Consider the following 22155-nt stretch of genomic DNA (forward strand, 5'->3'; position numbering starts at 1 on the left):
TCCCCTGACATCCGTTTTCAGGCCAGGATGAAGTCAGCCTCGGTGACCGCGGCCACGTTGACGCCATTGAGGGTGATGGTGTCGTCGCCGATGGTCACCAGGGTATTGGCGCCCTGCTGCACGATCGCGACGCCGGAGGCGAACGTGATGGCCGTGATGCCGAGAGCCGCAATGTCGAGCCGGTCTTGCCCACCCCCCGCGGGATTGGCGTCAAAGCCCGAGATGGTGTCGTCGCCGAAGGCATCATTGAAGCGGAACGTGTCGTTGCCGCCGCCGCCGTTCATGATGTCGTTGCCAAAGCCGCCGTCGAGAATGTCGTTGCCGCCATCGCCGTTCAGCGTGTCGACGCCATCACCACCCTCGAGTGTGTCAAGGCCGGCACCGCCATTGAGCGTATCGGTGCCGAGCCCCCCGATCAGCAGGTCGTCTCCACCAGCGCCGGACAGTGCATTGTTGCCGCTGTTGCCGGTGATGGTATTGGCAAGCCCGTTGCCGGTACCGCCAATATTGCCCGTGCCGGTCAAGGTCAGGTGGTCGACATTGCCTTGCAGCGTATCGGTGACCGAGGCGAACTCGGTATCGATGCCTCCACCCGCCGCCTCGGTGATGACGTCAGCAGCATTGTCCACGTAGTAGGTGTCGTTGCCGCCACCGCCCACCATGGTATCGACGCCGACGCCGCCATCAATGACGTCATTGCCGCCATTGCCCTGGATGCGGTTGTTGAGCGTATTGCCCGTGCCAGTGAAGTCGCCAACGCCATTGAAGGTGACATTGTCGACATTGGCGCCCAGCGTGTAGGCATTGAGCGAGGTCTGGACGAGGTCGGTTCCTTCGCCGAGCAGTTCGGTGATGGCGTCACCGACATCGTCAACGACATAGGTGTCATTGGCGGCGCCGCCGCTCATGGCATCGGCACCGGCCCCACCATTCATGGTGTCGGCAGCAGCTCCACCAAGCAGGGTATCATTGCCCGCCCCGCCATTGAGGACGTCAGCCCCGGCACCGCCATCGAGAATGTCGCTGCCGCCATTGCCGTTGAGCGTATCGGCGCCACCCAGTCCGATGAAGTGATCATCGCCATCCCCGCCATTGAAGACATTGGCTGCGCCGGTGCCGGTCGCGAGGTCGCCGACAATGGTCGTCGGCTCGGAAGCGACCTGTTCGGGATTGCCGCCGTCATCGACAAAACTCGTCACGACGCGGATCTGCTGGCCCACCTGGGCCTGCGTGGGGGTAAAGCTTGCGGCGGTCGCGCCGACAATGTCGGTCCAGACGCCGACAATTAGCGCCTGCCAGCGGAAGGTGAAGACCGAGGAGGCTGTTCCATCCGGATCGTCCACGGTCCCGCGCGTGGCGGTCAGCAATTGCCCCTCGGTGGGGCTGGTATCGCTGATGCTCGGCTGACCGATCGGCGCATCATTGTTGATGACAACCTGATCGGCGAACTGCAAGCGCTCGATATTGTAGAGCGTGTCAGTGCCGTCGGTGCCGACATTGTCGGTCACGGTGACCATGTCATTGGGTCCGAATTCGACCGTGTAATTGGCCAGCGCACCGCTGAAGATGGCCGTGTCGATATCGCCGGCGCCATTGGCGGTCAGGATTTCGCGCACGATCTGCAGCTGTTGCGGCTTGTAGGTGCCGGCCATCATGGCCGCCTGAATCTGGGTCAGGTTGGAGAAGGTGGCAATCTCCAAGGCAGGGTTATTGATGTCCCTGACGCTGATCCGCACATTCAGCCATTTGTCGCCATCGATGATGTCGTCGCCGCCGCGGCCGGTGATCTGGTCGCTGCCATCTCCGCCCAGCATGATATTGCCGCCATCAAAGGAGGTCACCCCGGCCCCGAGTAGTTCCTGCAGGCCGTTGATCAGGGCGATATTGGTCAAGACGCTGCCGCGTGCGCCTTCGAGCGGCATTTCAGCGGCGGTCACATTGGTGCCGAACAGGCGGTCATTGCCCGCTCCACCCGAAACGCCCTCGACATTCTCGTAGCGATCGATGGCGGTATCGGGGAAGGGAATGTTCGGGTCTTCGTCGAATGCCGGCAGCAGGAGATCGGCATAGACGGTCGGGAGGTCCTTGTAGGTTGCCCAGTCAAAGCCCGACATGCCTTCGTTGCGGTTCGGTCCGGGGCTGCCGACCATGATGTCGTCCCCGCCTTCCCCGACGAATTCGTCAAAGCCGCCATTGCCGAGGAACACGTCATTGCCGGTGATGTTATCGCGCCCGAAGGGGTCGAAGTTGTCGCCGGGGGCCCCATCCTGGGTGCCTATCTCGATCCAGTCGTCACCCTCATTGCCCTGCATGCCCTCGTTGACGGTGGAGCCGAGGATGAAGTCATTGCCGGTGCCGGCGAAAACTTCGGAGGCATCCTCGCCGGTGATGATGAAATCACTGCCCGCGCCGCCGATGATGAGATTGAGGCCATTGCCGCCATGGATGACGTCATTGCCGTCGCCGCCCTTGATGACATCGTCCCCGCCGCTATCGCTGATGATGTCGTCGCCGGCACCGCCATCGATATTGTCGTTGCCCGCGCCACCTTCGATGCGGTCATTGCCGCCGTCGCCCCAGATGGTGTCGTCGCCGATGCTGGCCGTGAGGATGTCAGCATTGTTCGTGCCACCGAGCACCACATGGTCTCCACCGGTGAAGCGCAGATAGTTGGTGTCCGCTCCGGGCGTTGCGGGGTTGTTGCGGATGACGAGCGGGACCAGGGGGCTGCCAGGATCGGTCGGATCGGCATTGCCGAGGCCCTCATTGAACTGGCGGGCGACGCGGTCGACTTCGAGGATGTAGGTCGGGGTCGAGAACACGTCGAGCGGCAAGTGGGTCGTATTGGTGTTCTGCATGATGAGGCTGGCGAACGAGTTCTGTTCGAGCTCATTGATGAAGTTCATGCCGGCGGTGCGCGCGAGATAGTAGAAGCGATCGCCGTTCTGCAGGTTTTCGAGCTGGGTTTCGAAGACGAAGTTGAAGGTCGAGCCGAGCATGCCGCCAAAGGGCATGATGGCTTCCGCCAACCCGCCGATCCAGAGATCGACATCGTCGAGCCCGGTGATGGTCACCCCGTTTGGACCGCTTGCCCAGTCGCCGGTGCTGTCGAGGAAGTCTTGCCTGTCGTCAGGCGCCCCGGTTCCGCCCAGCACGATGAGGGTAGCGGCCGCCCGCTTGTCAGCGAGCGTGAGTGCACCCGTGATGGTCTCGTGAGTACCGTAGGCGGCGATGAAATTAATGATCGAAGTCTGGTTCTTGAGGTTCATGGCGAAGTCGAACCAGCTCGTATAGGGCGTGAGCTGGCTGTCCCCGGTCATGGTGTAGAACTCGCGGCGTGTCGCGTTAAGGGACGGAACACCGGTGTCGCGTCCCCGCGCCAGGTTGATCGTGGCGAGATCGAGCGGCAGGCCCAAAAGGTTGTTGCGCAGGGCATCGGTGACGAATTCGTCGATCTCGTTGCCGACCTGCCTGGTCATGCCGCGTACCACCGCGCCGGCGGCGACATCGGCCTGAATGGTCCCGCCATTGTCGAACGCGATCGGGTTGAGGAAGGCATCGACGAGCGCCATATCGGCGGCATTGAAGTTAGGATCGAGGCGGTCGATCGACTCGGTCAGCATGGAATGCCCGAAGCGATAGACCGTGTTGGCGAACTCGGAGACGATGGCGGGGTCGATGGTGACGTCATATCCCACGGGGGCAACGAAAACGTCGATCTGCGGCTGCATCTTGCGCGCAAAATCCTCGAACACCAGATGCTGGTACTGCATTTCCGTGCCGAAGCGTGCGGCCTGGAAGAGGCGCTCGCCATTCCAGACCAGAGCGTCCACCTCGCCCACCGTGTCGGGCACGCTGGTGACGGGTGTGACCAGCCATTCATTGAGGAAGGCAATGGCCTGTGCCTCGGTGGCGCCTGCCGCCAGCATGGCAGTGGCGTCGGCCAGGATCACCTCCTTGGTGTGATCGACCAGCCGATTGTGCTCGGAATGGAAGACATGATGCACCGCGGTGAGCGCGATGTTCTCGTTAGCCCGGCCGTCACCGGCCATGAAATGGGCATCGAGCAGTTCATCGTCATAGGTGCCGGGCTCGGAGAGGCCGAGGACGCTGTCGCTGTCGGCCGCTAGCGGTGCGCCGGTCTGGGCATTGGTCGGGGCCGCTTCGTGCGCGATGTCGACGAGGAAAGCGTGGCCGGTGCGCACGGCCATCGACGCATCGATCGGTGCGGCCGGATTGCCCTCGATGAGTTCATTGTCCGAGGCTCGCACCAGTTGCGGGAAGCCATTGGCCCCGGGGATGAAATTGCCATAGGCGTCGGCGGCGACCATCGGCACATTGAGCGCATCCATGTCGTCGAGGATGATGCCGAACAGGGTCAGGGCCTGTTCCTTGACATCGGCCCAGGTCGCCATGCCACCGGCCGATCCTTCGATCAATTTGCCTGTAGCGACCGGGTCTCCGGCAGCATTGAACTCATAGGCCCGCAGGAAAACCTGGTGGGACGAGTGCGAGGTATAGGTCTGGTTCTGGTCAACGACGGGCGTGGTGGTGTTGATCGGCCGAATGTCATCATCCGTGCCCATGATGCCGTCTGTGCCCGCATCGACGGTCGCCCTGGTCAGCAGCATGAAATTGGTCTCATCCCCGCTATTGGGAATGTCGTCCGCGCCGTCCGCGTCATAGAGCGGGTCGTCGGGCAGGAGGGGAACGAATACCGTGCCGCTGCCGCCCTTGTTGATGAGGTCGAGGCCATGATCGAAGAACTGGCCGAACAGGGTCATCCAGGAATTGAACGGCGCTGACAGGCCCTCGTCCGGGGCGACATTGGGAATGTGGTAGAGGACCAGCGGCTCGCCATTATTGCCCATGACCGGGTCGCCATTGCTGTCGAGCACCGGCTCGAAGGTGGCGCCGAATTCGATGTGGTCTTCATAGGCCTGCGTCGCCGCCGGATTATTGCTCGTCATGTCGACGATGAGATTGGAGATGATGCGCGGCTGCGGATCGACCACGACGGAGCCGGGAACGTTCGAGGGCTCGTAGCCAGGCCGGTAGACCGGGTCCACCGTCGCCGGGAATTCCTGGCCGGCAGCCCCGTAATTGGACTGCCCCGGCAAGAGGTTGTTGTAGGTCCCATCCACGGTCCGTAAGCCGAAGGGCAGCGTGGGGGCTGCAATTAACGAGGTCAGGGGAGTGCCTGAGGCATGCGCTTCTGCGATCTTGATCTGCGCCAGGATAAAATCGAGGTCTGAGCGGATGTACTGTGCCATTTTCGTCCTCTGTGCGGTTTTCCCTGAGTTAGGCGCGGCATGTTGAAACTCGCAGCGGGGCATTCCTATCTGGACTGAAGTCCCAAGCGCCGAAGCCTCGCCCCCTAGCCCACCGGCTCAAACTCGGCTTCGCCTGGCCCAATGTGGCTCCGCAGTGGCGAGCCTATTGGACCTTGGTCCGGGTCCATGGTCGCAGTCGCTTCGGTCCATTGGTCCAGTTGCGTGCCCAAATTGGCTCGCCTAATGTCTGAGGCCGCAGCAGCTAGGGTGTTTTCGCACAGCCGGCGAGCATCCCCCCGCGACGAGAGTTCAAAAGCGTTCGAGGCATCGGAGTGCTGGCGCCAGGCTGAGATAGGCACTTGGAAAAATGGGGAAAATTCGCGTCGCAATCGTCGCCGACATGCCTCTGCTCCGGGACGGAATTGTCCATGTGCTGACGGCAGCCGAGAATTTCGTGGTGCTGACCTATGGGCGAACCTGGCCAGACGACATTCAGGTGAGCCCGCCCCCCGCTGTCGACGTTCTGATTGTCGAGCTGGACACGGCCGAGGGGTCGTTCCAGCTGATCGAGAAGCTGGCAGCGCTTCACCCCAATACCGGCATTCTGATTCTGGGCGCGACGGGCGACCCTCATTCCGTGGTCACGGCGCTCAAAGGCGGGGTACGCGGATATGCGCTAAAGAGCGTGTCGAGCCACGATCTCGTCGAAGCTGTCCGTCAATTGGCGCTGGGGGAATCCTATGTGGCGCCGGGGCTGGCGGCGACGCTGCTGGGGAGCAATATCTACTACGCCAACTCCATCGACGTTCCTGCGACCGACGCATTCTCGAGCCTGACGCCGCGGGAAGTCGATATTCTTCCGTATTTGTCCAGAGGGCACTCCAACAAGGAGATAGCGCGCACCCTGGGGCTGAGCGAGAAGACGATAAAGTATCACCTGACGCATCTGCTGCGAAAACTGGGGGCACGAAATCGGGTGGAGGTTGCCCTGATCGCATCAAGCATGGTCCGCTCGGACCCGGTTGCTGACCCCGGCTCCGTGCCGAATGGGATGCTCTAGCAGCACCCCGTCTCCTTCGATGCCGGAGAGCAGCATGAAGCGGCTTCCTGAGCCTGCTGGGCGCGATGTCGTGGCTTGCAGATGGCGGGGCGTATCCCCAGGGTCAATGTCGCGCGGTCTGTCTCGATCGACAGCTCGGCCACATCGAACACCCGCATGGCCTCGCCGGGCCGACCGATCTCGATCGTGAGCCTTGCGTCGTGATCAAGACGCACTTTTCTATCGACCTGCGCCAGGATTGAGCGGAACTTGCCAGCTGTCATCATCGGCCGATCGTCCCTGGCCGGAATGTCCTCCACCTGCAGCACGGTCTCCTGCCAGGCATCGGGATTGCCGCCGCAATCGAGGGTGACGAAGGATCCTGCCTTCACTTCGGTGACGTGGTAGCCGGGCTGCACCACGCGATCGTCATATTCGAGCGAGAGTGGCAGATGGTCATGCCCTTCCAGGCGGGCGAGCACGGCGCCAAGCGAAGATTCCGTTTCGGCATAAGGGATGGTTGCATGGGCACTCATGTTCGGTTATCCATTATTTCAACATTCATTGAGATATTGAGATGAAACTCGAAGAACCGCAAGCCCTCAACGCGTTTGGGGCGCTGAGCCAGGAAACCAGGCTTCGCATGGTGCGCATTCTGGTGCAGGCCGGGCCCGAGGGCATGCCGGCAGGCGCCATCGGCGAGGCGGTCGATGCTTCGTCTTCGAGCGCTTCGTTCCACCTCGCCCATCTCGAACGCGCCGGCCTGATCCAGTCCCGCCGCGAGAGCCGTTCGATCATCTACAGCGCCAATTTTGAAGGCCTCTCAGGCCTTGTGGAATTCCTCATGCGCGATTGCTGCTCGGGGCATCCGGAGGTGTGCATGCCGGCCGCCGTGGTCGCCGCGGAATGCTGCACCCCCGCCACGAAGGAGAGCGCCTGTGCCTGCTGATCGCATCCGTGGCGGGGCGGCATGATCGACCTTCCTCGTCGCCTGACCGCGGAGGCACTTGGCACCGGGCTCCTCGTTGCCACGGTGGTCGGCTCCGGCATCATGGCCGAGACGCTGACCAAGGACGTTGCCCTGGCGCTCCTGGCGAACACCGTGGCCACGGGTGCGATCCTTGTGGTGCTGATCAGCACACTTGGGCCGATTTCGGGCGCCCATTTCAACCCGGCCGTGTCCCTAGTTTTCGCCCTTCGGCGCGAGCTGCCAGTGCGTGACGCGGGCTTTTATGCGCTGGTGCAGGTGATCGGTGGCGTGCTCGGCGCCATGGTGGCGCATGCCATGTTCGCCCTGCCTCTGTTGCAGGCATCGACGAGGGTACGCACTGGTGGGGGCCAATGGCTCTCGGAGGGCATCGCGACCTTCGGGCTCGTCGCCACCATATTGGCCGGCATCCGCTTCGAGCGGAAAGCCGTACCCCTGCTGGTCGGCCTCTACATCACCGCCGCCTACTGGTTCACGGCGTCCACATCCTTCGCCAATCCTGCCGTCGCCATCGCCCGTTCCATCACCGACACTTTTTCCGGCATTCGCCCGCTCGATCTGCCGGGTTTTGTTGCGGCTCAGGTCGCTGGGGCGCTCATCGCGCTGACGCTGATGTCCTGGCTTCTTCGTGGGCCAGCCGGCGTCGAACTCCCCATCAATCCGGAAGACCGATCATGACCGTCACCATCTACCACAACCCCGAATGCGGCACCTCGCGCAATACGCTGGCCATGATCCGGCAAAGTGGCGTCGAGCCCATCGTGATCGAATATCTCAAGAACCCACCCAGCCGCGAACGCATCATGGAACTGGTTCCAGCTGCCGGCATGACGCTGCGCCAGGCGATCCGGCAGAAGGATACCCCCTATGGGGACCTCAGCCTTGCCGACGTCGCCGATGCAGTCCTGCTCGACGCGATAGAAAAATACCCCATCCTGCTCAATCGGCCCTTCGTCGAAACGCCGATCGGAACGCGCCTCTGCCGACCCTCTGAGGTCGTGCTCGACATCCTCGAAAATCCCGATATCGGGCCGTTCACCAAAGAAGATGGGGAAGTCATCATCGATGCCGCGGGCAAACGGGTGGCGCCCAAGGCGATCTGACTGGAAATGACGGCCAAGACCCACTCGAACGCAGCCGCCATCTGGGCGCTCGGCATTACCCAGATCATCGGCTATGGCACGCTCTACTATAGCTTCAGCATTCTTGCGCCCGCGATCGCAGCCGAGTTTGGCGTGGCGGTCGAGTGGATCTATGGATCGATCTCGCTCGCCCTTCTCGCTGGTGGTTTGATTTCGCCCTATGCCGGCGGACTGGCGGACAGGCACGGCGCGGCCCTGGTGCTTTCGGTCGGGTCGGTGGCGGCAGCGCTCGCTTTGGTCATATGCGGACTGGCGAACAGTGCCTTCCTGTTCCTGTCTGGTTTGGTCCTTGTCGAACTGGCATCTGCCTTCGTGCTTTATTCGACGGCCTTCGCCTTGCTGGCCCAGACCACAGGTCCGCTGGCACAGCGCAGCATCACCTTTCTGACCCTGATCGCCGGCTTTGCCTCAACCATTTTTTGGCCCTTGACCAGCTGGATGCTGCAGGGGCTGGACTGGCATCAGGTGTATTTCGCCTTTGCCGCGATGCATCTCCTTGCCTGTCTGCCGCTGCACCTCTGGCTCACCCGCTTTGCGAAAATCGCATCGGCGCGGCCGGCAGAGCCCAATACTCCAGCAGAGATCACACGGGGCACTTCGGGCAAGTTTACCTTCGTCCTCGTCGTGCTGGGTTTCTCGCTCGCCGGTTTCGTCTCGGCCGCGACGCTGTTTCACATCGTGCCTATGCTCGGCATGCTCGGGCTCGGCGCAGGCGGCGTTCTGGTCGCCACGCTCTTTGGCCCCGCGCAGGTCGCCAGCCGGCTGATCAATATGGCCTTCGGCAAGGCGCTGCCGGCTCCGACCCTGGCGGTGATCTCCGCCGTCTTGATGCCAACGGCATTGACGGTGCTGGCCCTGACGGCGCCCTCGATTGCGGGGGCTATCGCCTTTGCCGTCATCTTCGGTCTGGGCAGCGGGCTTTTCAGCATCGTATCCGGCACCCTGCCGCTGGCGCTGTTTGGAAAGGCAGGCTTTGGAAAGCGGCTAGGATGGGTCAGCCTCGGGCGGCTCGGCGTTTCCGCCGTGGCGCCCTTTGCTTTGTCTGTTGCGCTCGGCGCGATCGGGCCGCGCCTGTCGATCTGGATTTTGGCTGTTGCGGGTCTTTGTTGCGTCGCCGTGTTTGCCGAAATCTGGCGACGCTTCAGCTCTGAGGTAGGCCTCTCCGCCAAGTCCCAACCGGCCTAGAGCGCGCAAGAAACGCTTTGGGCCGGTCGAGAGCCGTCAGCTAGTGTGACGGACGAACGTTCTGGTTAACCTGGAACAGATTGTCGGGATCGTACTTCGCCTTGATGGCTGCGAGCTTGGGATAGTTATCCCCATAGGTTGCACGCAGCCGCCCATCTGCCTCGTCATCCATCATGAAGTTCGGATAGGCGCCATCGAGATCATAGGGGTGGATGGTCTGCCAGTAGTTGCGCGCCCATTGCTTCAGCTCCGGGGCGCGATTGGCGTCGGGCGCGATGGCGGCGATCACCATCGACCAGGTCGCGTCGCGGCAATTCCAGGCGCTGTCGCCACTCGCCTTGTCATGCACCGCGCCGTCGATCGGATAGAGGTGCATGAGGCATTCGCCGGTGGGAGATTTTTTCGCCTGCTCGATATGGGCGTCTATTGCTGCATCCGGCAGCGATTTGACGAAGTCGCCCTTCCAATACCACTGCAAGCCCTTGGGATAGAGCGCGTCGAACATGCTTTGTAGTGCCGGATAGGGCATTGGCCCGGCCCAGTCGAAGAGCGGGGTCGGCAGGTCCCGACGGATGGCATCGACCGCTTCCTTGGCGCCTCCGCCATTATGCGCCACGAGGAGAATGCACATCCTCTTGCCCTGGTGTTCGGCAGGGAACGGCTCGCCCATCGGCACGCTTTGCAGGCCAAGCCAGATACAGAAATCCCTAGGTGCGCTCGCCTGGAATTCCCGGTACCAACGCATTACGGTCGCGGCGTCCGAAAGGTCGAAGACGATTGGCCCGCCATAGACCTCCTTGGCCGGATGGACGCGGAAAAGGAAGCTCGTCACCACGCCGAAATTGCCGCCCCCGCCGCGCAGTGCCCAGAGGAGATCGGCATTCTGTGTCTCGCTGGCCGTGACGAAGCTGCCATCGGCGAGCACGACATCGGCCTCCATGAGGCTGTCGACCGCGAGGCCATATTGGCGGCTGAGATAGCCATGGCCACCGCTCAGCGTCAGGCCGGCAACGCCGGTGGTCGAGATGATACCGAAGGGTACGGCCATGCCGAAGGCGTGGGTGGCGTGGTCGACATCGCCTGTGGTGCAGCCGGGGCCGACGCGAACGGTTTTGGCAACGGGATCGACGCGCACGCCCTTCATCATCGACATATCGATGACAAGACCATCATCGACGCTGCCAAAGCCAGGACCATTGTGTCCGCCGCCGCGAATAGCCACGGCGAGCTTGTTGTCCCGGGCAAAATTCACCGCATCCATGACATCGCCCACATCGGAGCATTGGGCGATCATCAAGGGGTGCTTGTCGATCATACCGTTGTAGAGCTTGCGCGCCTCGTCGTAACCGGGGTGGCCCGCATCGAGCACGGGGCCGCGATGCCCCGCTGAAAATTTGCCGACAGTTTCTGCGTTCATGGCGAACTCTCCTCCGCCGGCTCCAGCCGACGCCGGGATGCTAGACCCGGCCAGGGGGCGCGAAAATGCTTGATCGTCCGGCTCTATTGCTCAGCCGTCCTGCCTTGTTCCAGGCCGCACATGGGCGTAGCCTCACGGGATGAGGGCCGCGCGGAGCGGCGCTTCGGCGGAGGCAGAGACGATGGACGTTCTCTCCGACGTGCTCGCGGCGGTGCGGCTGACCGGCGCGGTCTTTTTCGACAGCACTTTTCGTGAACCTTGGGTAGCAGAGGCGCCGAGGGCGTCGGCGATTGCCGCCGCCGTCATGCCGGCATCGCAATATGTCTTCTTCTTCCACACTCTGATCGAAGGATCGTGCTGGGTGGAGCTGACCGAGAACGCGGCCGAACCGCTGCGTCTTGAGGCCGGCGATATCATTGCCTTTCCCATGGACGACGCGCATGCCCTCTGCTCGAGAGTCGGGATGCGCGCCAAGCCTGATCTGGCCGTCTATCACAGCCCGGTAGACCGGCAGCTTCCCTATGTCGTCAATGATGGTTCGGGCGCCGGCACCTGTCGCTTCATCTGCGGTTATCTCGGCTGCGATATCAGGCCCTACAATCCATTCATAAATTCGCTGCCACGCATTCTGCTCGGACGGGGAACCGCCGCTCAGGGCTGGCTGGCCCACTTGGTGCGCCACGCCGTGTCCGAGACAGGAGTCTCCAGCCGGGCGGCGAAATCGTGCTCGCCAAGCTTGCCGAACTGCTCTTCGTGGAAGTGCTCCGCGAATATGCCAATGAGTTGCCGCCGGAAGCCCGCGGCTGGCTTTCGGGCCTGCGCGATCCACAGATCGGTCATGCCCTGCGCCTGATCCATGGGCAACCCGCCGAGAGCTGGACGCTTGAGGGGCTGGCGCGCGCGGTGGGTCTCTCCCGTTCGGTCTTTGCCGACCGTTTCGCCCACTATGCCGGCGATACGCCCATGCAATATCTCGCCCGCTGGCGCATGCAGCTGGCGGCCAAGCGGCTGGAAGACACGACAGGCAGCATTGCCCAGGCGGGAGCCGAAGTCGGCTACGAATCCGAAGCCGCCTTCAACCGTGCCTTCAAGAAATTTGCGGGCGTTCCCCCAGGAGCCTGGCGGCGATCCCATGCGCCCCCTACGACGAATGGCGCGGGAACGCGTTCAAATTGGTGAAACTTGCCCAGTATAGGGTTCTTCGTGATAGTGGACCTTCACTGTGCAAGTTGGAAAAATGCCGTCTACTCAGCCCGATAGAAGCAGCGCCGTATCTGATGCCGGGGGCCTGGCCCTCTTTGCGGAACTGAGCGCTGTTATCATCGCCGCGGGCGTGGACGAACCTATGGTTCTCGTGCGCCCGGGTGCGCCGGTGGACACCTTGCCCGCTGGCCCCCTGCAATCGGAGCATCGCACCCTGGAGGCCGGCCTGCGCGCCTGGGTCGAGCAGCAGACGGACTTGCACCTGGGCTATGTGGAGCAGCTTTATACGTTTGGCGACGCCGACCGCATCGATATGCCAGCACGCGGCAGCCGGTCGCTATCTGTTGCCTATCTGGCTCTGGTACGAGCCCTGCGCGCTTCGGCGCGAAGCGGCGCCCGCTGGCAGAATGTTTATACCTACCTCCCCTGGGAAGACTGGCGCGATGGCCGGCCCGCCGTGCTGGAAACAATCGAAGCCTATTTGAAGGCCTGGGCCGCGAAAGGCCCCACCGAAACCGGTACCTTGCGGGAAAAGCGGGCGGCGCTGGCCTTTGGCCTTGGGACCGACAGCTGGAGCGACGAACTCGTGCTCGACCGCTATGAGCTGCTCTACGAGGCCGGCTTTGTGCGAGAGGCTCGACGCGATGGGGAACCCTCCCCCTCTTGCCCGTGATCGACCACCCGATGGGCCTCGACCACCGCCGCATCCTCGCCACCGCGCTCGGGCGGCTGCGCGGCAAGATCAAGTATCGTCCGGTGATCTTTGAACTCATGCCCGAGAGTTTTACGCTGCTCGACCTGCAGCGCACCGTGGAAGGCCTATCTGGTGTGCGGTTGCACAAGCAGAATTTCCGCCGCCTGGTCGAAACGCAGGGCCTGGTCGAGGAAACGGGCGAACTCCAGACCGATACCGGCGGTCGGCCGGCGCGGTTGGTGCGCTTCCGCCGCGAGGTGTTGTTGGAGCGCCCCTCTCCGGGCTTGCGGCTATCGAGCACGAAACGTCCGCCAATTTAGGTCTTGACGCACCCTTATACTCAGTTCTAGCATAACCGTACCGGCGCAGAGACGCCGGTTTCGTTTTGACCACTAATACTCAGATTGAGTATAATTGGAGGCAGTGCGTTGCAGGTATCGGAATCCACGGCTGGCACCATGCCATTGCCCCGCGTCTATGAGCGGGTACGGCACCATGTTCCGGCCTTCGAATGGCCGTTTCTGGCCGTCGACGTCGAAGCGATACTGCGTCTCAAACGCGAGAAGAACGCCACTATCCTGGCGCACAATTACCAGGCACCGGAAATCTTCCACACGGTTGCCGACATCGTGGGCGACAGCCTGGCGCTCGCGCGTGAGGCCGCCGCGACCGATGCCGATATCATCGTCATGGCCGGCGTGCACTTCATGGCAGAGACCTCAAAGCTGCTCAATCCGAACAAGCGCGTCTTCATACCAGATAGCCGCGCCGGCTGCTCGCTGGCCGAGTCGATCACTGCCGAAGACGTGCGCGAACTTCGCCGCCGTCATCCGGGCGCGCCTATTGTCACCTATGTGAACACCTCGGCCGCGGTGAAGGCTGAGTCCGACATCTGCTGCACTTCGGGCAATGCGCTCAAAGTGATCCGCTCGTTGGGTGTCGACCGGGTGATCATGCTGCCGGACGAATTCCTGGCTCGCAATATCGCGGCGCAGGCGCCGGAGATCGAGGTGATCACCTGGGCAGGCCATTGCGAAGTGCATGAGCTCTTCACGCCCGACGATATCCGCGCCGTGCGCGAGAGCTATCCCGGCGTAACGGTGATGACCCATCCTGAATGCCCGCCCGAAGTGGTGGCCGAGGCCGATTTCTCCGGCTCGACGGCGATGATGGCGGACTTTGTTGCCGACAGGCGCCCGCAGCGCGTGGCGCTCGTGACCGAATGCTCGATGGGCGACAACCTGGCCCAGCAGTTCCGCGACGTCGAATTCGTCAAGCCGTGCAATCTCTGCCCGCACATGAAGCGCATCACCTTGGGCAATATCCGCGCGGCGCTCGAAGCGGAGCAGCACGAGGTACATATCGATCCGCTGCTGGCTGAACGGGCGCGCGCCGCGGTCGAGCGCATGCTGGCGGTTGCCTGAGGCCATCGATATGCGCCAAAACCCGGTCATCATCATTGGCGGCGGTATTGCAGGGCTGACGACGGCCCTGCGCCTCGCGCCGCTGCCAGTTGTCCTGATCACCGCCTCCCCGCTTGGCACCAATGCCGCAACGGCCCTCGCGCAAGGGGGCATTGCCGCTGCGCTTGGCGATGATGACAGCCCGCATCTCCACGCCGATGATGCACTCGTCGCTGCCGCCGGGCTCGGCGATCCCGCGATAACCCAGCGCATTGCCGAAGCCGGCCCAGAGGCCATCGCCTGGCTCCTGGAACAGGGTATTGGATTTGATCGCGCGAGTGATGGAGACGCAGTCGCCCTTGGCCTAGAGGCGGCGCATTCACGCCGTCGCATCGTGCATGCTGGCGGCGACCGGACGGGCCGGCGCGTCATCGACGGTCTGATCGGCGCCGTGCGAAACACGCCATCTATCACCATTCTCGAAGGCAAAGTGCTCGACCTCGCCATGACTGCCAATGGCCATGTCGGTGGGGTGGTCTACGTACCCGTTGGCGGGCGGCAAGCATCTGACGCGGTGCTTCTGTCCGGCCGCGGCGTGGTGCTGGCGACCGGTGGGATCGGCGGCCTCTATGCCTATACGACCAATCCCGTGACCGCCATCGGTACGGGCCTTGCCTTGGCTGCCCGCGCCGGCGCGGTGCTGCGCGATCTCGAATTCGTGCAGTTTCATCCGACCGCCATTGCGATCGGACGGGACCCTATGCCGCTGGCAACCGAGGCCCTGCGCGGCGAAGGAGCCATTCTCATCAATGCCCGAGGCGAGCGGTTTATGGAGGGCGTGCCGGGAGCCGAACTGGCCCCGCGCGATATCGTCGCCAATGCGGTCTTCCGGCAGATCATTGCTGGCGAACAGGTCTTTCTCGATACCCGCCCCGCCCTCGGCCAAGCCGTCCACACGCGCTTCCCGGGCTTTTCCGCCCTCTGCGCATCGGGCGGCCTCGACCCCGCCCGCCAGCCGATCCCGATCAGACCGGCCGCGCACTATCACATGGGCGGCGTCAAGGTTGGCGCATCTGGCCAGACGACGGTGCCCGGCCTCTGGGCCTGCGGCGAAGTGGCTTCCACGGGGCTGCATGGCGCCAATAGGCTCGCGAGCAATTCCCTGCTCGAAGCCGTGGCGCAGTCTGCCTGGATCGCTGAGGACTTCAAGGGCAGCACCAGCCTCGCAGCAGCAGGTCTGGAACCCTCATTGAGGACACCTTCGATGGGACAGGCCGATGTCGGTCTGCGCAAGCAGATGGATCGCGATGTTGGCGTGGTGCGCGATGCCGCAGGACTACAGCGGGCAGTAAGGGGCTTCTGGTTCGCGCTGACACAATCAAAAGCACGACCTGCGCAAGGTTCGGATGCCCTGCTTGCTGCCCTGCTCATCGCCGTTTCCGCCGAACGCCGATGCGAGAGCCGCGGCGCGCATCAGCGAGCTGATCATCCCCGGACGTCGAGCACGCCCCGCCACACCGAAATAACGCTGACCGATGCCCTGAATAGCGCCAGGGAACTGGCTGAAAGCCGGACCGAAGCCATGGAAGCCTTTGCATGAATGAGACTTTTTCGTCCCTGACACTTCCGCGCCTCATCACCGAGCCGATTGTGCGCGCCGCCCTCCTCGAAGATTTTGGGCGCACAGGCGATATCACCAGCGATGCCGTCATCCCCATCGAGGCCATGGCGGAATGCGCAATTGTCGCGCGTGACCCCGGGGTCGTCAGCGGCGTGGACCTCGCCTGTCTCGCTTTCAGCCTCATGGATCGCTCCATTGCGGTTTCGGTACACCAACCCGACGGCAGCAAGGTCGCGCCCGGCGACACGATCCTCCATGTTTCCGGCCCCGCCCGCGCCATTCTCGGGGCCGAACGTGTGGCCCTCAATCTCCTCTGCCGCTTGTCCGGCATCGCCACGGCGACGGCAGAACTGGTTGAAGCCGTGCGCCCCCATGGCCATGCCAGGATTGCCTGCACGCGCAAAACCACACCCGGGCTGCGAGCGCTCGAAAAGGCGGCCGTGCGGGCCGGTGGCGGGGCCAATCACCGGTTTGGGCTCTACGATGCCATTCTGATCAAGGACAACCACATCGCCATAGCCGGCGGCGTGCGCACCGCCATCGAGCGTGCCCGCGCTGCGGCCGGCCATCTGGTCAAGATCGAAGTCGAAGTCGATCGGCTCGACCAGCTCGACGAAGCGCTTTCCATCGGCGTCGATGCCGTGCTTCTCGACAATATGGACATTCCGACCCTGACCGAAGCCGTGCGCCGCATCGGTACGAGCGCGATCAAGGAAGCGTCCGGCCGGGTCACCGCCAAGACCGCGCCCGCCATCGCTGCGACGGGTGTCGATATCATTTCGGCCGGCTGGCTCACGCACAGCGCGCCAATTCTGGACCTCGGCTTGGACATAGCTGCCCCCTAATACCTATATAGGGCTGGGAGAAGCGTTGATGTCCGAGTATCAACGCGTCGCGTCCGAGGACGCAGGTTTGAAGTCCGACATAGAACCGTGGAGACCACGATGTCAGTCCCGTCAGCGACCAAGCGATTGACCACACGCGATATCGGCCGGCTGCGCCAGCGCGCCGAGCCCATCGCCATGCTGACCGCCTATGACAGCGTCATGGCCGCTCTCGTCGATCAGTCCGGAATCGACATCATCCTCGTCGGAGATAGCCTCGGCAATGTCGTGCTCGGGCACGAAACGACGCTGAAAGTCACTTTGGCGGACATGATCCGCCACGCAGCCGCGGTTGCGCGCAGCACCGAACGCGCCCTCGTCGTCTGCGACATGCCCTTTGGCACGACAACCGATCCGGAAACGGCACTGCGCAGCGCCGTGGAGATTTTCCAGCAATCGGGCGTGCAGGCGGTCAAGATCGAAGGCGGCCTCGCCATGGTGCCTGTCATCAAGCGGCTGACCGATTATGGCATTCCCGTCATGGCCCATATCGGGCTCATGCCGCAGGCCGTGCATCAGCTCGGCGGCTACTACACCCATGGTAAAGCGGCTGAATCTGCCGAACGACTGTCGCAGGAAGCCCGCGCGCTCGAAGAGGCCGGCGCCTTCGCCATCGTGCTCGAATGCATTGTTCCCGAGGTTGCGACGGCGATCACTGCCGAACTGACGATCCCGACCATCGGCATCGGTTCCGGCCCCGGCTGCGCCGGCCAGGTGCTTGTTATCAACGACCTCATCGGGCTGAACACCCGCCCCGCCCCGAGCTTTGCCAAGCCGCGGGCCGATGCCGCCGGGCTGGTGCGTGCCGCCGTGGCCGACTATGTCGCCGAAACCAAGACCACGACACTGCAAAAGCGGGCAGGCGCCGCCTGAAACCCACTACCCCGACCGATCTGGGACACTACTTTATGACAAAAGTCCTTCGCACGATTTCCGAATTGCGGGCTTGGCGCAATGGCCTGCCGGCCGGTGCCCGGCTTGGCCTTGTGCCCACGATGGGCGCCCTCCATGCCGGTCACATCAGCCTGATGGAATTGGCCCGGACGCACTGCGACACGGTCATTGCCAGCATTTTCGTCAATCCGCTGCAGTTTGGGCCGCAGGAAGATCTCGCGCGCTATCCGCGACCGATCGAGAAGGACATCGCCATGCTCGAGGCGGCTGGCGTCGACGCGCTGTTCCTGCCCGAACCAGGAGAAGTCTACCCCGCGGACAATTCTACCTATGTGGTCGAGGAAGCGGTTTCCCTTCCGCTCTGCGGCGCCCTGCGCCCCGGCCATTTCCGCGGCGTCGCCACGGTGGTGCTGAAGCTTTTCAACCTGACCCAGCCGCACTTTGCCTTTTTCGGGCAGAAGGATGCGCAGCAATGCGCCGTGATCGAACGCATGGTGCGCGACCTCAATGTCCCCGTCGAGATCGTCCGCGGCGCCATTGTGCGGGAAGAGGACGGCCTGGCGATGAGCTCGCGCAACGTCTATCTCGAACCCGCCCAGCGCCTCATTGCGCCGCTGCTCTACCAGAGCCTCTTGGCCGCCTCTGCGGCGTACGATGCCGGGGAACGCGACGCCGGGAAGCTGGAGGCCATCGGCCGCGCCGTATTGGCCGACGAGCCAGGCATCAATGTTCAATATTGGGAAGTGCGGGACCGCCGGAGTCTTGCCCCCCTCCAGGCCGTAGGCGCCAACGGATGCCTCATCGCCTTGGCGGCCTATCTGGGCAAGACGCGCCTGATTGACAATATTATCCTCGGCACATGAACTGCTAGGGACGCCTATCGCGCCTGCCTTTTTTTTGGGGCCTCTAGGACAACGACGAAGGCAGGCGCCGCCGGTCATTCCTCGGGAATAACGCGGCCAAAAGTTTCAAGGGTGATGGCTTCGGGCTTCGGGCCGCCGCGGACGCCGGTTTCTAGACCGTCGATGGCGGCGACTTCTTCCGGGCTCAGTTCGAAATCGAAAACGTCAAAATTCTCGGCGATGCGCACGGGCTTTACCGATTTCGGAATGACCGAGCGTCCTTCCTGCAGGTGCCAGCGCAGCATGACCTGTGCAGCCGACTTGCCGTGTGCCTCCGCGACGCCGAGGATGACCGGATCCTCAAGTGCGCTCTTGTCGCCACCGCGATAGAAGGTGATGCCGCCAATGGGCGACCAGGCTTGCGAAACGATGCCATGCTGGCGGTTCATCCGCTGCAGTTCGGGCTGCTGGAAATATGGGTGCACTTCGATCTGGTTGACCGCAGGCACCACCTTGGCGACGCCGAGCAGGCGCTCCAGATGATCAGGCATGAAATTGCTCACCCCGATCGCCCGCACCTTGCCGTCGGCCAGAAGCGTTTCGAGGGCGCGGTAGGCTTCCAGCGTCCGGTCGAAAGCGGATGGCAGGGCCTGGTGCAGGATCAACAGGTCAAGCTGGTCGACACCGAGTTTTCTGGCGCTCTTTTCAAAGCCATGCAGCGTCTCGTCATAGCCATAGTCGCTGATCCAGATCTTGGTCTCGATAAATATCTGATCGCGAGCCAGGCCCGACCGCTTGATGGCATCGCCGACGCCACGCTCATTGGCATAGGCCGCCGCAGTATCGACGTGTCGATAGCCGACACGAAGCGCCTCTTGCACGGCGCTCATGGTCTCGTCGGGCGGGGTCTGGAAGACGCCAAAGCCCAGGGCCGGCATTTCGGCGCCATTGTTGAGGATCAGGGTTGGTACGGTCATGCTTGGATGTCCTGTTCGATTGCGTGATATCGATCTCGTCGAGGACACGCGCGGTTCTCAACACGGCGGGCTCGACATGCCCGAGGGAAGCTCCTCCTAAGCTAAGACCTGGCGACGCTGCCGATTAGGTAGCCGTCGACGCATGGCCCAAGAACCACTGCTAATGAATGGGCGGGAGATGATAGGAAGCTGCTGATTGCGGCTATGCGCCTGGTGAAGCTGCCGCAGACGGACCGCGGTATCGCACCGCATCGACGAAGCTCGAGAACGCGATCGAGTGGTGCCGACGGTTCGGATAGTAGAGATGATAGCCGGTGAAAGTGGGGCACCAGTCTTCAAGGACGCGGAGTAGCCGGCCTTCCTTTACGTAGTGTTGCACCTGGTCCTCGGGCATGTAGGCGAGGCCGACACCATCAAGGACCGATGACAGGCGCATCGAAACATTGTTGAAGACTGCCTGTCCCTCGACCCGAACCTTGATCTCCTGCCCGTCCTTTTCGAACTCCCAGGGGAACAGGTTTCCATGGGTTGGCAGGCGGATATTGATGCAGTTGTGCGCCGTCAGGTCCTCCGGTCGCGAGGGCGCCGGGTATCGCGCGAGATAGCCGGGCGTACCCACAACTGCCATCTTGATATCGGGACTGATCCGCACCGCGATCATGTCCCGGGCGATCTGGGCGCCGAGCCTGACGCCCGCATCGTAGCGTTCGGCAACGATATCGGTGAGGCCATAGTCGACGATGATTTCGACGTGAACGTCGGGATTGGCCAACAGAAACTTCCGTAACGCGGGCTGCAAGACCGAAATGGCCGGATGTTCGCCAGCGGTGATCCGGATGGTGCCGGACGGCGTTTGCTTCATCTCGGCCAAAGCCGTCAGCTCGCCCTGAATCTCTTCAAAGCGCGGCTCCAGACTCTGCAGAAGCCGTTCCCCCGCTTCGGTCGGCGACACGCTTCGCGTGGTTCTGGTCAGGAGGCGGATATCGAGCCGGGCCTCGAGCCCACGGATAGTTTGGCTAAGGGATGATTGGGACACGCCAAGCCTGGCCGCGGCGCGCGTAAAACTCCGTTCGCGCGCGACCACCACAAAGGCCGCCAGGTCGTTGAAGTTTGGCAGGCCCATTCATTAGTTCCACTAATTTCTGCAACGATCATTTTATCGATAGCACGATAAGCCACGAAATCGCTTTCGCGTTATTGTCGAGAGCCTGTCTTCCGGGTGGCATTGGTTGATGGCGAGACGTGTACGGGCGGCAAACGCAGCAAGGCCTACCGCATTGTGAATGTCGAGCTTGCGCGCGAGATTTTCCCAGTACTTCGAACTGTTGGCTACGCGAAACTGCCGCTCGCCGACGCTAGACCTTGGCCCGAGCGACCCGTACGTCATGGCCTTCCAGCCACGCCTCAACCTCCGCGTCGGCGGCCACAACGGACAGATTCGTCCTGGCATGCACCATGGCAGCGAGCTGCTTGACCGTCTTGATGCCGCGCAGATCGTGCTGGGTCAGGAAGGGCCACTGCTCCCTGGCCAAGCGGCGTTCGCGCTCAAAGTGAGCGATGTCGTCCAGAGGGTCGTTGGCATTCCGATCACCAAACATGAAGTCACCTCGTCAAAGAGAGTCGCTTCCTGAGTAGGTGGCGTCCGCGAGGCCAGACAAAAAGGCAGGCGCGCTGTCATATGGCGTGATTGCTCGTGGCCATTCGCTGAGCCGCGCCTTGAATCGGGCGCATTGAGTACGCACTTTAGGAAAGTACGTTTTCAGCGTCCAATGCCACCTGATCATTCCGGCATAGCCGGGTTGCTTGGCGATCCACTGAATTTTGCGAACGTTCGGACCTAGCCTCGTTGTCGCTGGGCAGTAACCGCTGCCGAATGCAATCAAATCGGAAGGCCGTGCCATGACCAATGGGTTTGACTACTCTGCCGACGCTGAACTCTTTCCAAGCCGGGGGAGCCGCGGCTCGGTGCGGGTCGGATATAGACGCTTCAGCAGTGCGGCCGAAGCCCTGCGCTACGCCATCGAAGATATGCCGGCGACACTGCTCAGGGGATCGATGCTGGAAGTCGACGAGCAACGTTTCACCGGCGAGCAGATCCTTGAGCTCTATAGTTCGGAGAGCTACCCGCTCGAACGGTCGGGGGTCATGTCATGATGGGCACCCTGCTGCCCTTCGTCCGTCCCGGGCGTCTGTCGCTCGTCAAATCGGGCTCTTCTGCGCTGACCTTTCCGCGCTTTGCCCGCGAGAAAGAGCGCCCCAGCCTGCCGCTGCGTCCCGCATTCCACACGACCGAGACCGACGATGAGCGACCACTCCGCTAGGCGGTCGGTGACCTATCGCTTTCCGTTCAAATTGCCGGGCATGGAAGAGCCGCATGCCCCCGGGACCTTCGAGGTGCGGGTCGAGGAGGAGCAGTTTGATGTCGTTTGGGAAGCCCGCCGCCCCTGGCTGACCATTCTCCTGCCCTATCTGGGCCGTACGGAAGCCCTGCCGGTCACCGCCGGCGCGCTGGAAGCCTCGATCCTGCTTGACCGGCACACCGCCGCTCAGGTCGACTCGCCATTCTAGTTCGGCCCACGGCGGGCAGTCTCTG

The 22155-nt window shown here is 62.7% G+C and carries 20 protein-coding genes and 2 pseudogenes; 16 read left to right on the top strand and 6 right to left on the bottom strand.

Translation table 11 applies throughout. The features are described 5' to 3' along the window. Positions 1–17 precede the first annotated feature (17 nt). A complete protein-coding gene (locus NVV77_RS18865; RefSeq protein WP_295415495.1) occupies positions 18–5273 on the bottom strand; it encodes a peroxidase family protein in 5256 nt (1751 codons plus the stop codon). A 367-nt stretch (positions 5274–5640) separates the two neighbouring features. Between NVV77_RS18865 and NVV77_RS18870 the strand changes: the two genes are divergently transcribed. Then, positions 5641–6333: a response regulator transcription factor gene (locus NVV77_RS18870; protein ID WP_295415497.1), complete on the top strand. Its 693-nt coding sequence runs from the start codon at positions 5641–5643 to the stop codon at positions 6331–6333. Here the strand turns inward: NVV77_RS18870 and NVV77_RS18875 are convergent. Then, positions 6330–6848, bottom strand: a complete 519-nt coding sequence (locus NVV77_RS18875; protein WP_295415499.1) for a DUF6428 family protein — start codon at positions 6846–6848, stop codon at positions 6330–6332. The two genes, NVV77_RS18870 and NVV77_RS18875, sit on opposite strands and share 4 nt — an antisense overlap. 41 nt (positions 6849–6889) lie before the next feature. Between NVV77_RS18875 and NVV77_RS18880 the strand changes: the two genes are divergently transcribed. From NVV77_RS18880 to arsK, 4 genes are read left to right on the top strand one after another with little or no spacing between them, the layout of a single operon-like run. Beyond that, complete coding sequence (locus NVV77_RS18880; protein WP_295415502.1) at positions 6890–7261, top strand: helix-turn-helix transcriptional regulator; 372 nt, start codon at positions 6890–6892, stop codon at positions 7259–7261. 21 nt (positions 7262–7282) lie between these two features. Then, a complete protein-coding gene (locus tag NVV77_RS18885; RefSeq protein ID WP_295415504.1) occupies positions 7283–7978 on the top strand; it encodes an MIP/aquaporin family protein in 696 nt (231 codons plus the stop codon). Continuing rightward, the gene (gene arsC, locus NVV77_RS18890; protein WP_295415506.1) at positions 7975–8403 is read left to right on the top strand and encodes an arsenate reductase (glutaredoxin); all 429 of its coding nucleotides are present in this window, start codon (positions 7975–7977) and stop codon (positions 8401–8403) included. Before NVV77_RS18885 ends, arsC begins: the two co-directional genes overlap by 4 nt. A 6-nt stretch (positions 8404–8409) precedes the next feature. After that, positions 8410–9627, top strand: a complete 1218-nt coding sequence (gene arsK, locus NVV77_RS18895) for an arsenite efflux MFS transporter ArsK (protein WP_295415508.1) — start codon at positions 8410–8412, stop codon at positions 9625–9627. A gap of 40 nt (positions 9628–9667) precedes the next feature. Here the strand turns inward: arsK and NVV77_RS18900 are convergent, their stop codons facing one another. Further along, the gene (locus tag NVV77_RS18900) at positions 9668–11044 is read right to left on the bottom strand and encodes an FAD-binding oxidoreductase (RefSeq protein ID WP_295415511.1); all 1377 of its coding nucleotides are present in this window, start codon (positions 11042–11044) and stop codon (positions 9668–9670) included. Between the two features lie 181 nt (positions 11045–11225). On the opposite strand from NVV77_RS18900, the pseudogene NVV77_RS18905 reads away from it, so the two are divergent. The 8 genes and pseudogenes from NVV77_RS18905 to panC form a co-directional block, all read left to right on the top strand. After that, positions 11226–11684: pseudogene (locus tag NVV77_RS18905) on the top strand (cupin domain-containing protein); the annotation flags it as partial. Positions 11685–11767: 83 nt separating this feature from the next. Next, on the top strand, positions 11768–12223 hold the full coding sequence (locus tag NVV77_RS18910) for an AraC family transcriptional regulator (protein WP_295415513.1): 456 nt from the start codon (positions 11768–11770) through the stop codon (positions 12221–12223). A 166-nt stretch (positions 12224–12389) separates the two neighbouring features. Beyond that, positions 12390–13261 (top strand): annotated as a pseudogene (locus tag NVV77_RS18915) (hypothetical protein). A 138-nt stretch (positions 13262–13399) separates the two neighbouring features. Further along, entirely contained in the window at positions 13400–14365 is a 966-nt protein-coding gene (gene nadA, locus NVV77_RS18920) for a quinolinate synthase NadA (RefSeq protein WP_295416234.1), read from the top strand. A gap of 10 nt (positions 14366–14375) precedes the next feature. Further along, positions 14376–15944 (top strand): L-aspartate oxidase, encoded by a 1569-nt coding sequence (locus NVV77_RS18925; RefSeq protein ID WP_295415515.1) that lies wholly within the window; start codon positions 14376–14378, stop codon positions 15942–15944. Next, positions 15941–16810 carry a carboxylating nicotinate-nucleotide diphosphorylase gene (nadC, locus tag NVV77_RS18930; protein WP_295415517.1) on the top strand — a complete coding sequence of 290 codons (870 nt, stop codon included), beginning with the start codon at positions 15941–15943 and terminating at the stop codon, positions 16808–16810. Before NVV77_RS18925 ends, nadC begins: the two co-directional genes overlap by 4 nt. 99 nt (positions 16811–16909) lie before the next feature. Further along, positions 16910–17722 (top strand): 3-methyl-2-oxobutanoate hydroxymethyltransferase, encoded by an 813-nt coding sequence (gene panB, locus NVV77_RS18935; RefSeq protein WP_295415519.1) that lies wholly within the window; start codon positions 16910–16912, stop codon positions 17720–17722. Between the two features lie 35 nt (positions 17723–17757). Then, entirely contained in the window at positions 17758–18606 is an 849-nt protein-coding gene (gene panC / locus NVV77_RS18940) for a pantoate--beta-alanine ligase (RefSeq protein WP_295415521.1), read from the top strand. A 74-nt stretch (positions 18607–18680) separates the two neighbouring features. Here the strand turns inward: panC and NVV77_RS18945 are convergent, their stop codons facing one another. The 3 genes from NVV77_RS18945 to NVV77_RS18955 all read right to left on the bottom strand — a co-directional run bounded on the left by NVV77_RS18945 (position 18681) and on the right by NVV77_RS18955 (position 21160). Next, positions 18681–19562, bottom strand: a complete 882-nt coding sequence (locus tag NVV77_RS18945; protein WP_295415523.1) for an aldo/keto reductase — start codon at positions 19560–19562, stop codon at positions 18681–18683. A 202-nt stretch (positions 19563–19764) separates the two neighbouring features. Further along, positions 19765–20685 carry a LysR family transcriptional regulator gene (locus NVV77_RS18950; protein WP_295415525.1) on the bottom strand — a complete coding sequence of 307 codons (921 nt, stop codon included), beginning with the start codon at positions 20683–20685 and terminating at the stop codon, positions 19765–19767. 232 nt (positions 20686–20917) lie between these two features. After that, positions 20918–21160 carry a hypothetical protein gene (locus tag NVV77_RS18955; protein ID WP_295415526.1) on the bottom strand — a complete coding sequence of 81 codons (243 nt, stop codon included), beginning with the start codon at positions 21158–21160 and terminating at the stop codon, positions 20918–20920. A 301-nt stretch (positions 21161–21461) separates the two neighbouring features. On the opposite strand from NVV77_RS18955, the gene NVV77_RS18960 reads away from it, so the two are divergent. The 3 genes from NVV77_RS18960 to NVV77_RS18970 are packed head-to-tail and all read left to right on the top strand — an operon-like array spanning position 21462 to position 22130. Further along, positions 21462–21716: a hypothetical protein gene (locus NVV77_RS18960; RefSeq protein WP_295415528.1), complete on the top strand. Its 255-nt coding sequence runs from the start codon at positions 21462–21464 to the stop codon at positions 21714–21716. Next, the gene (locus NVV77_RS18965; protein ID WP_295415530.1) at positions 21713–21883 is read left to right on the top strand and encodes a hypothetical protein; all 171 of its coding nucleotides are present in this window, start codon (positions 21713–21715) and stop codon (positions 21881–21883) included. Before NVV77_RS18960 ends, NVV77_RS18965 begins: the two co-directional genes overlap by 4 nt. Continuing rightward, positions 21864–22130, top strand: coding sequence for a hypothetical protein (locus NVV77_RS18970; RefSeq protein ID WP_295415532.1), 267 nt, complete (start codon positions 21864–21866; stop codon positions 22128–22130). Before NVV77_RS18965 ends, NVV77_RS18970 begins: the two co-directional genes overlap by 20 nt. Positions 22131–22155: the final 25 nt, after the last annotated feature.

This window comes from Devosia sp. (assembly GCF_024707125.1).
GTDB lineage: Bacteria > Pseudomonadota > Alphaproteobacteria > Rhizobiales > Devosiaceae > Devosia.

Bases quoted from the DNA above. Each gene is read 5' to 3' on its own strand.
- arsK (WP_295415508.1), top strand. From the start codon at position 8,410: ATGACGGCCAAGACCCACTCGAACGCAGCCGCCATCTGGGCGCTCGGC.
- panC (WP_295415521.1), top strand. From the start codon at position 17,758: ATGACAAAAGTCCTTCGCACGATTTCCGAATTGCGGGCTTGGCGCAAT.
- NVV77_RS18955 (WP_295415526.1), bottom strand. From the start codon at position 21,160: ATGTTTGGTGATCGGAATGCCAACGACCCTCTGGACGACATCGCTCAC.
- NVV77_RS18885 (WP_295415504.1), top strand. From the start codon at position 7,283: ATGATCGACCTTCCTCGTCGCCTGACCGCGGAGGCACTTGGCACCGGG.
- nadA (WP_295416234.1), top strand. From the start codon at position 13,400: ATGCCATTGCCCCGCGTCTATGAGCGGGTACGGCACCATGTTCCGGCC.
- panB (WP_295415519.1), top strand. From the start codon at position 16,910: ATGTCAGTCCCGTCAGCGACCAAGCGATTGACCACACGCGATATCGGC.
- nadC (WP_295415517.1), top strand. From the start codon at position 15,941: ATGAATGAGACTTTTTCGTCCCTGACACTTCCGCGCCTCATCACCGAG.
- NVV77_RS18865 (WP_295415495.1), bottom strand. From the start codon at position 5,273: ATGGCACAGTACATCCGCTCAGACCTCGATTTTATCCTGGCGCAGATC.
- NVV77_RS18870 (WP_295415497.1), top strand. From the start codon at position 5,641: ATGGGGAAAATTCGCGTCGCAATCGTCGCCGACATGCCTCTGCTCCGG.
- NVV77_RS18875 (WP_295415499.1), bottom strand. From the start codon at position 6,848: ATGAGTGCCCATGCAACCATCCCTTATGCCGAAACGGAATCTTCGCTT.
- arsC (WP_295415506.1), top strand. From the start codon at position 7,975: ATGACCGTCACCATCTACCACAACCCCGAATGCGGCACCTCGCGCAAT.
- NVV77_RS18945 (WP_295415523.1), bottom strand. From the start codon at position 19,562: ATGACCGTACCAACCCTGATCCTCAACAATGGCGCCGAAATGCCGGCC.
- NVV77_RS18925 (WP_295415515.1), top strand. From the start codon at position 14,376: ATGCGCCAAAACCCGGTCATCATCATTGGCGGCGGTATTGCAGGGCTG.
- NVV77_RS18970 (WP_295415532.1), top strand. From the start codon at position 21,864: ATGAGCGACCACTCCGCTAGGCGGTCGGTGACCTATCGCTTTCCGTTC.
- NVV77_RS18950 (WP_295415525.1), bottom strand. From the start codon at position 20,685: ATGGGCCTGCCAAACTTCAACGACCTGGCGGCCTTTGTGGTGGTCGCG.
- NVV77_RS18880 (WP_295415502.1), top strand. From the start codon at position 6,890: ATGAAACTCGAAGAACCGCAAGCCCTCAACGCGTTTGGGGCGCTGAGC.
- NVV77_RS18960 (WP_295415528.1), top strand. From the start codon at position 21,462: ATGACCAATGGGTTTGACTACTCTGCCGACGCTGAACTCTTTCCAAGC.
- NVV77_RS18900 (WP_295415511.1), bottom strand. From the start codon at position 11,044: ATGAACGCAGAAACTGTCGGCAAATTTTCAGCGGGGCATCGCGGCCCC.
- NVV77_RS18965 (WP_295415530.1), top strand. From the start codon at position 21,713: ATGATGGGCACCCTGCTGCCCTTCGTCCGTCCCGGGCGTCTGTCGCTC.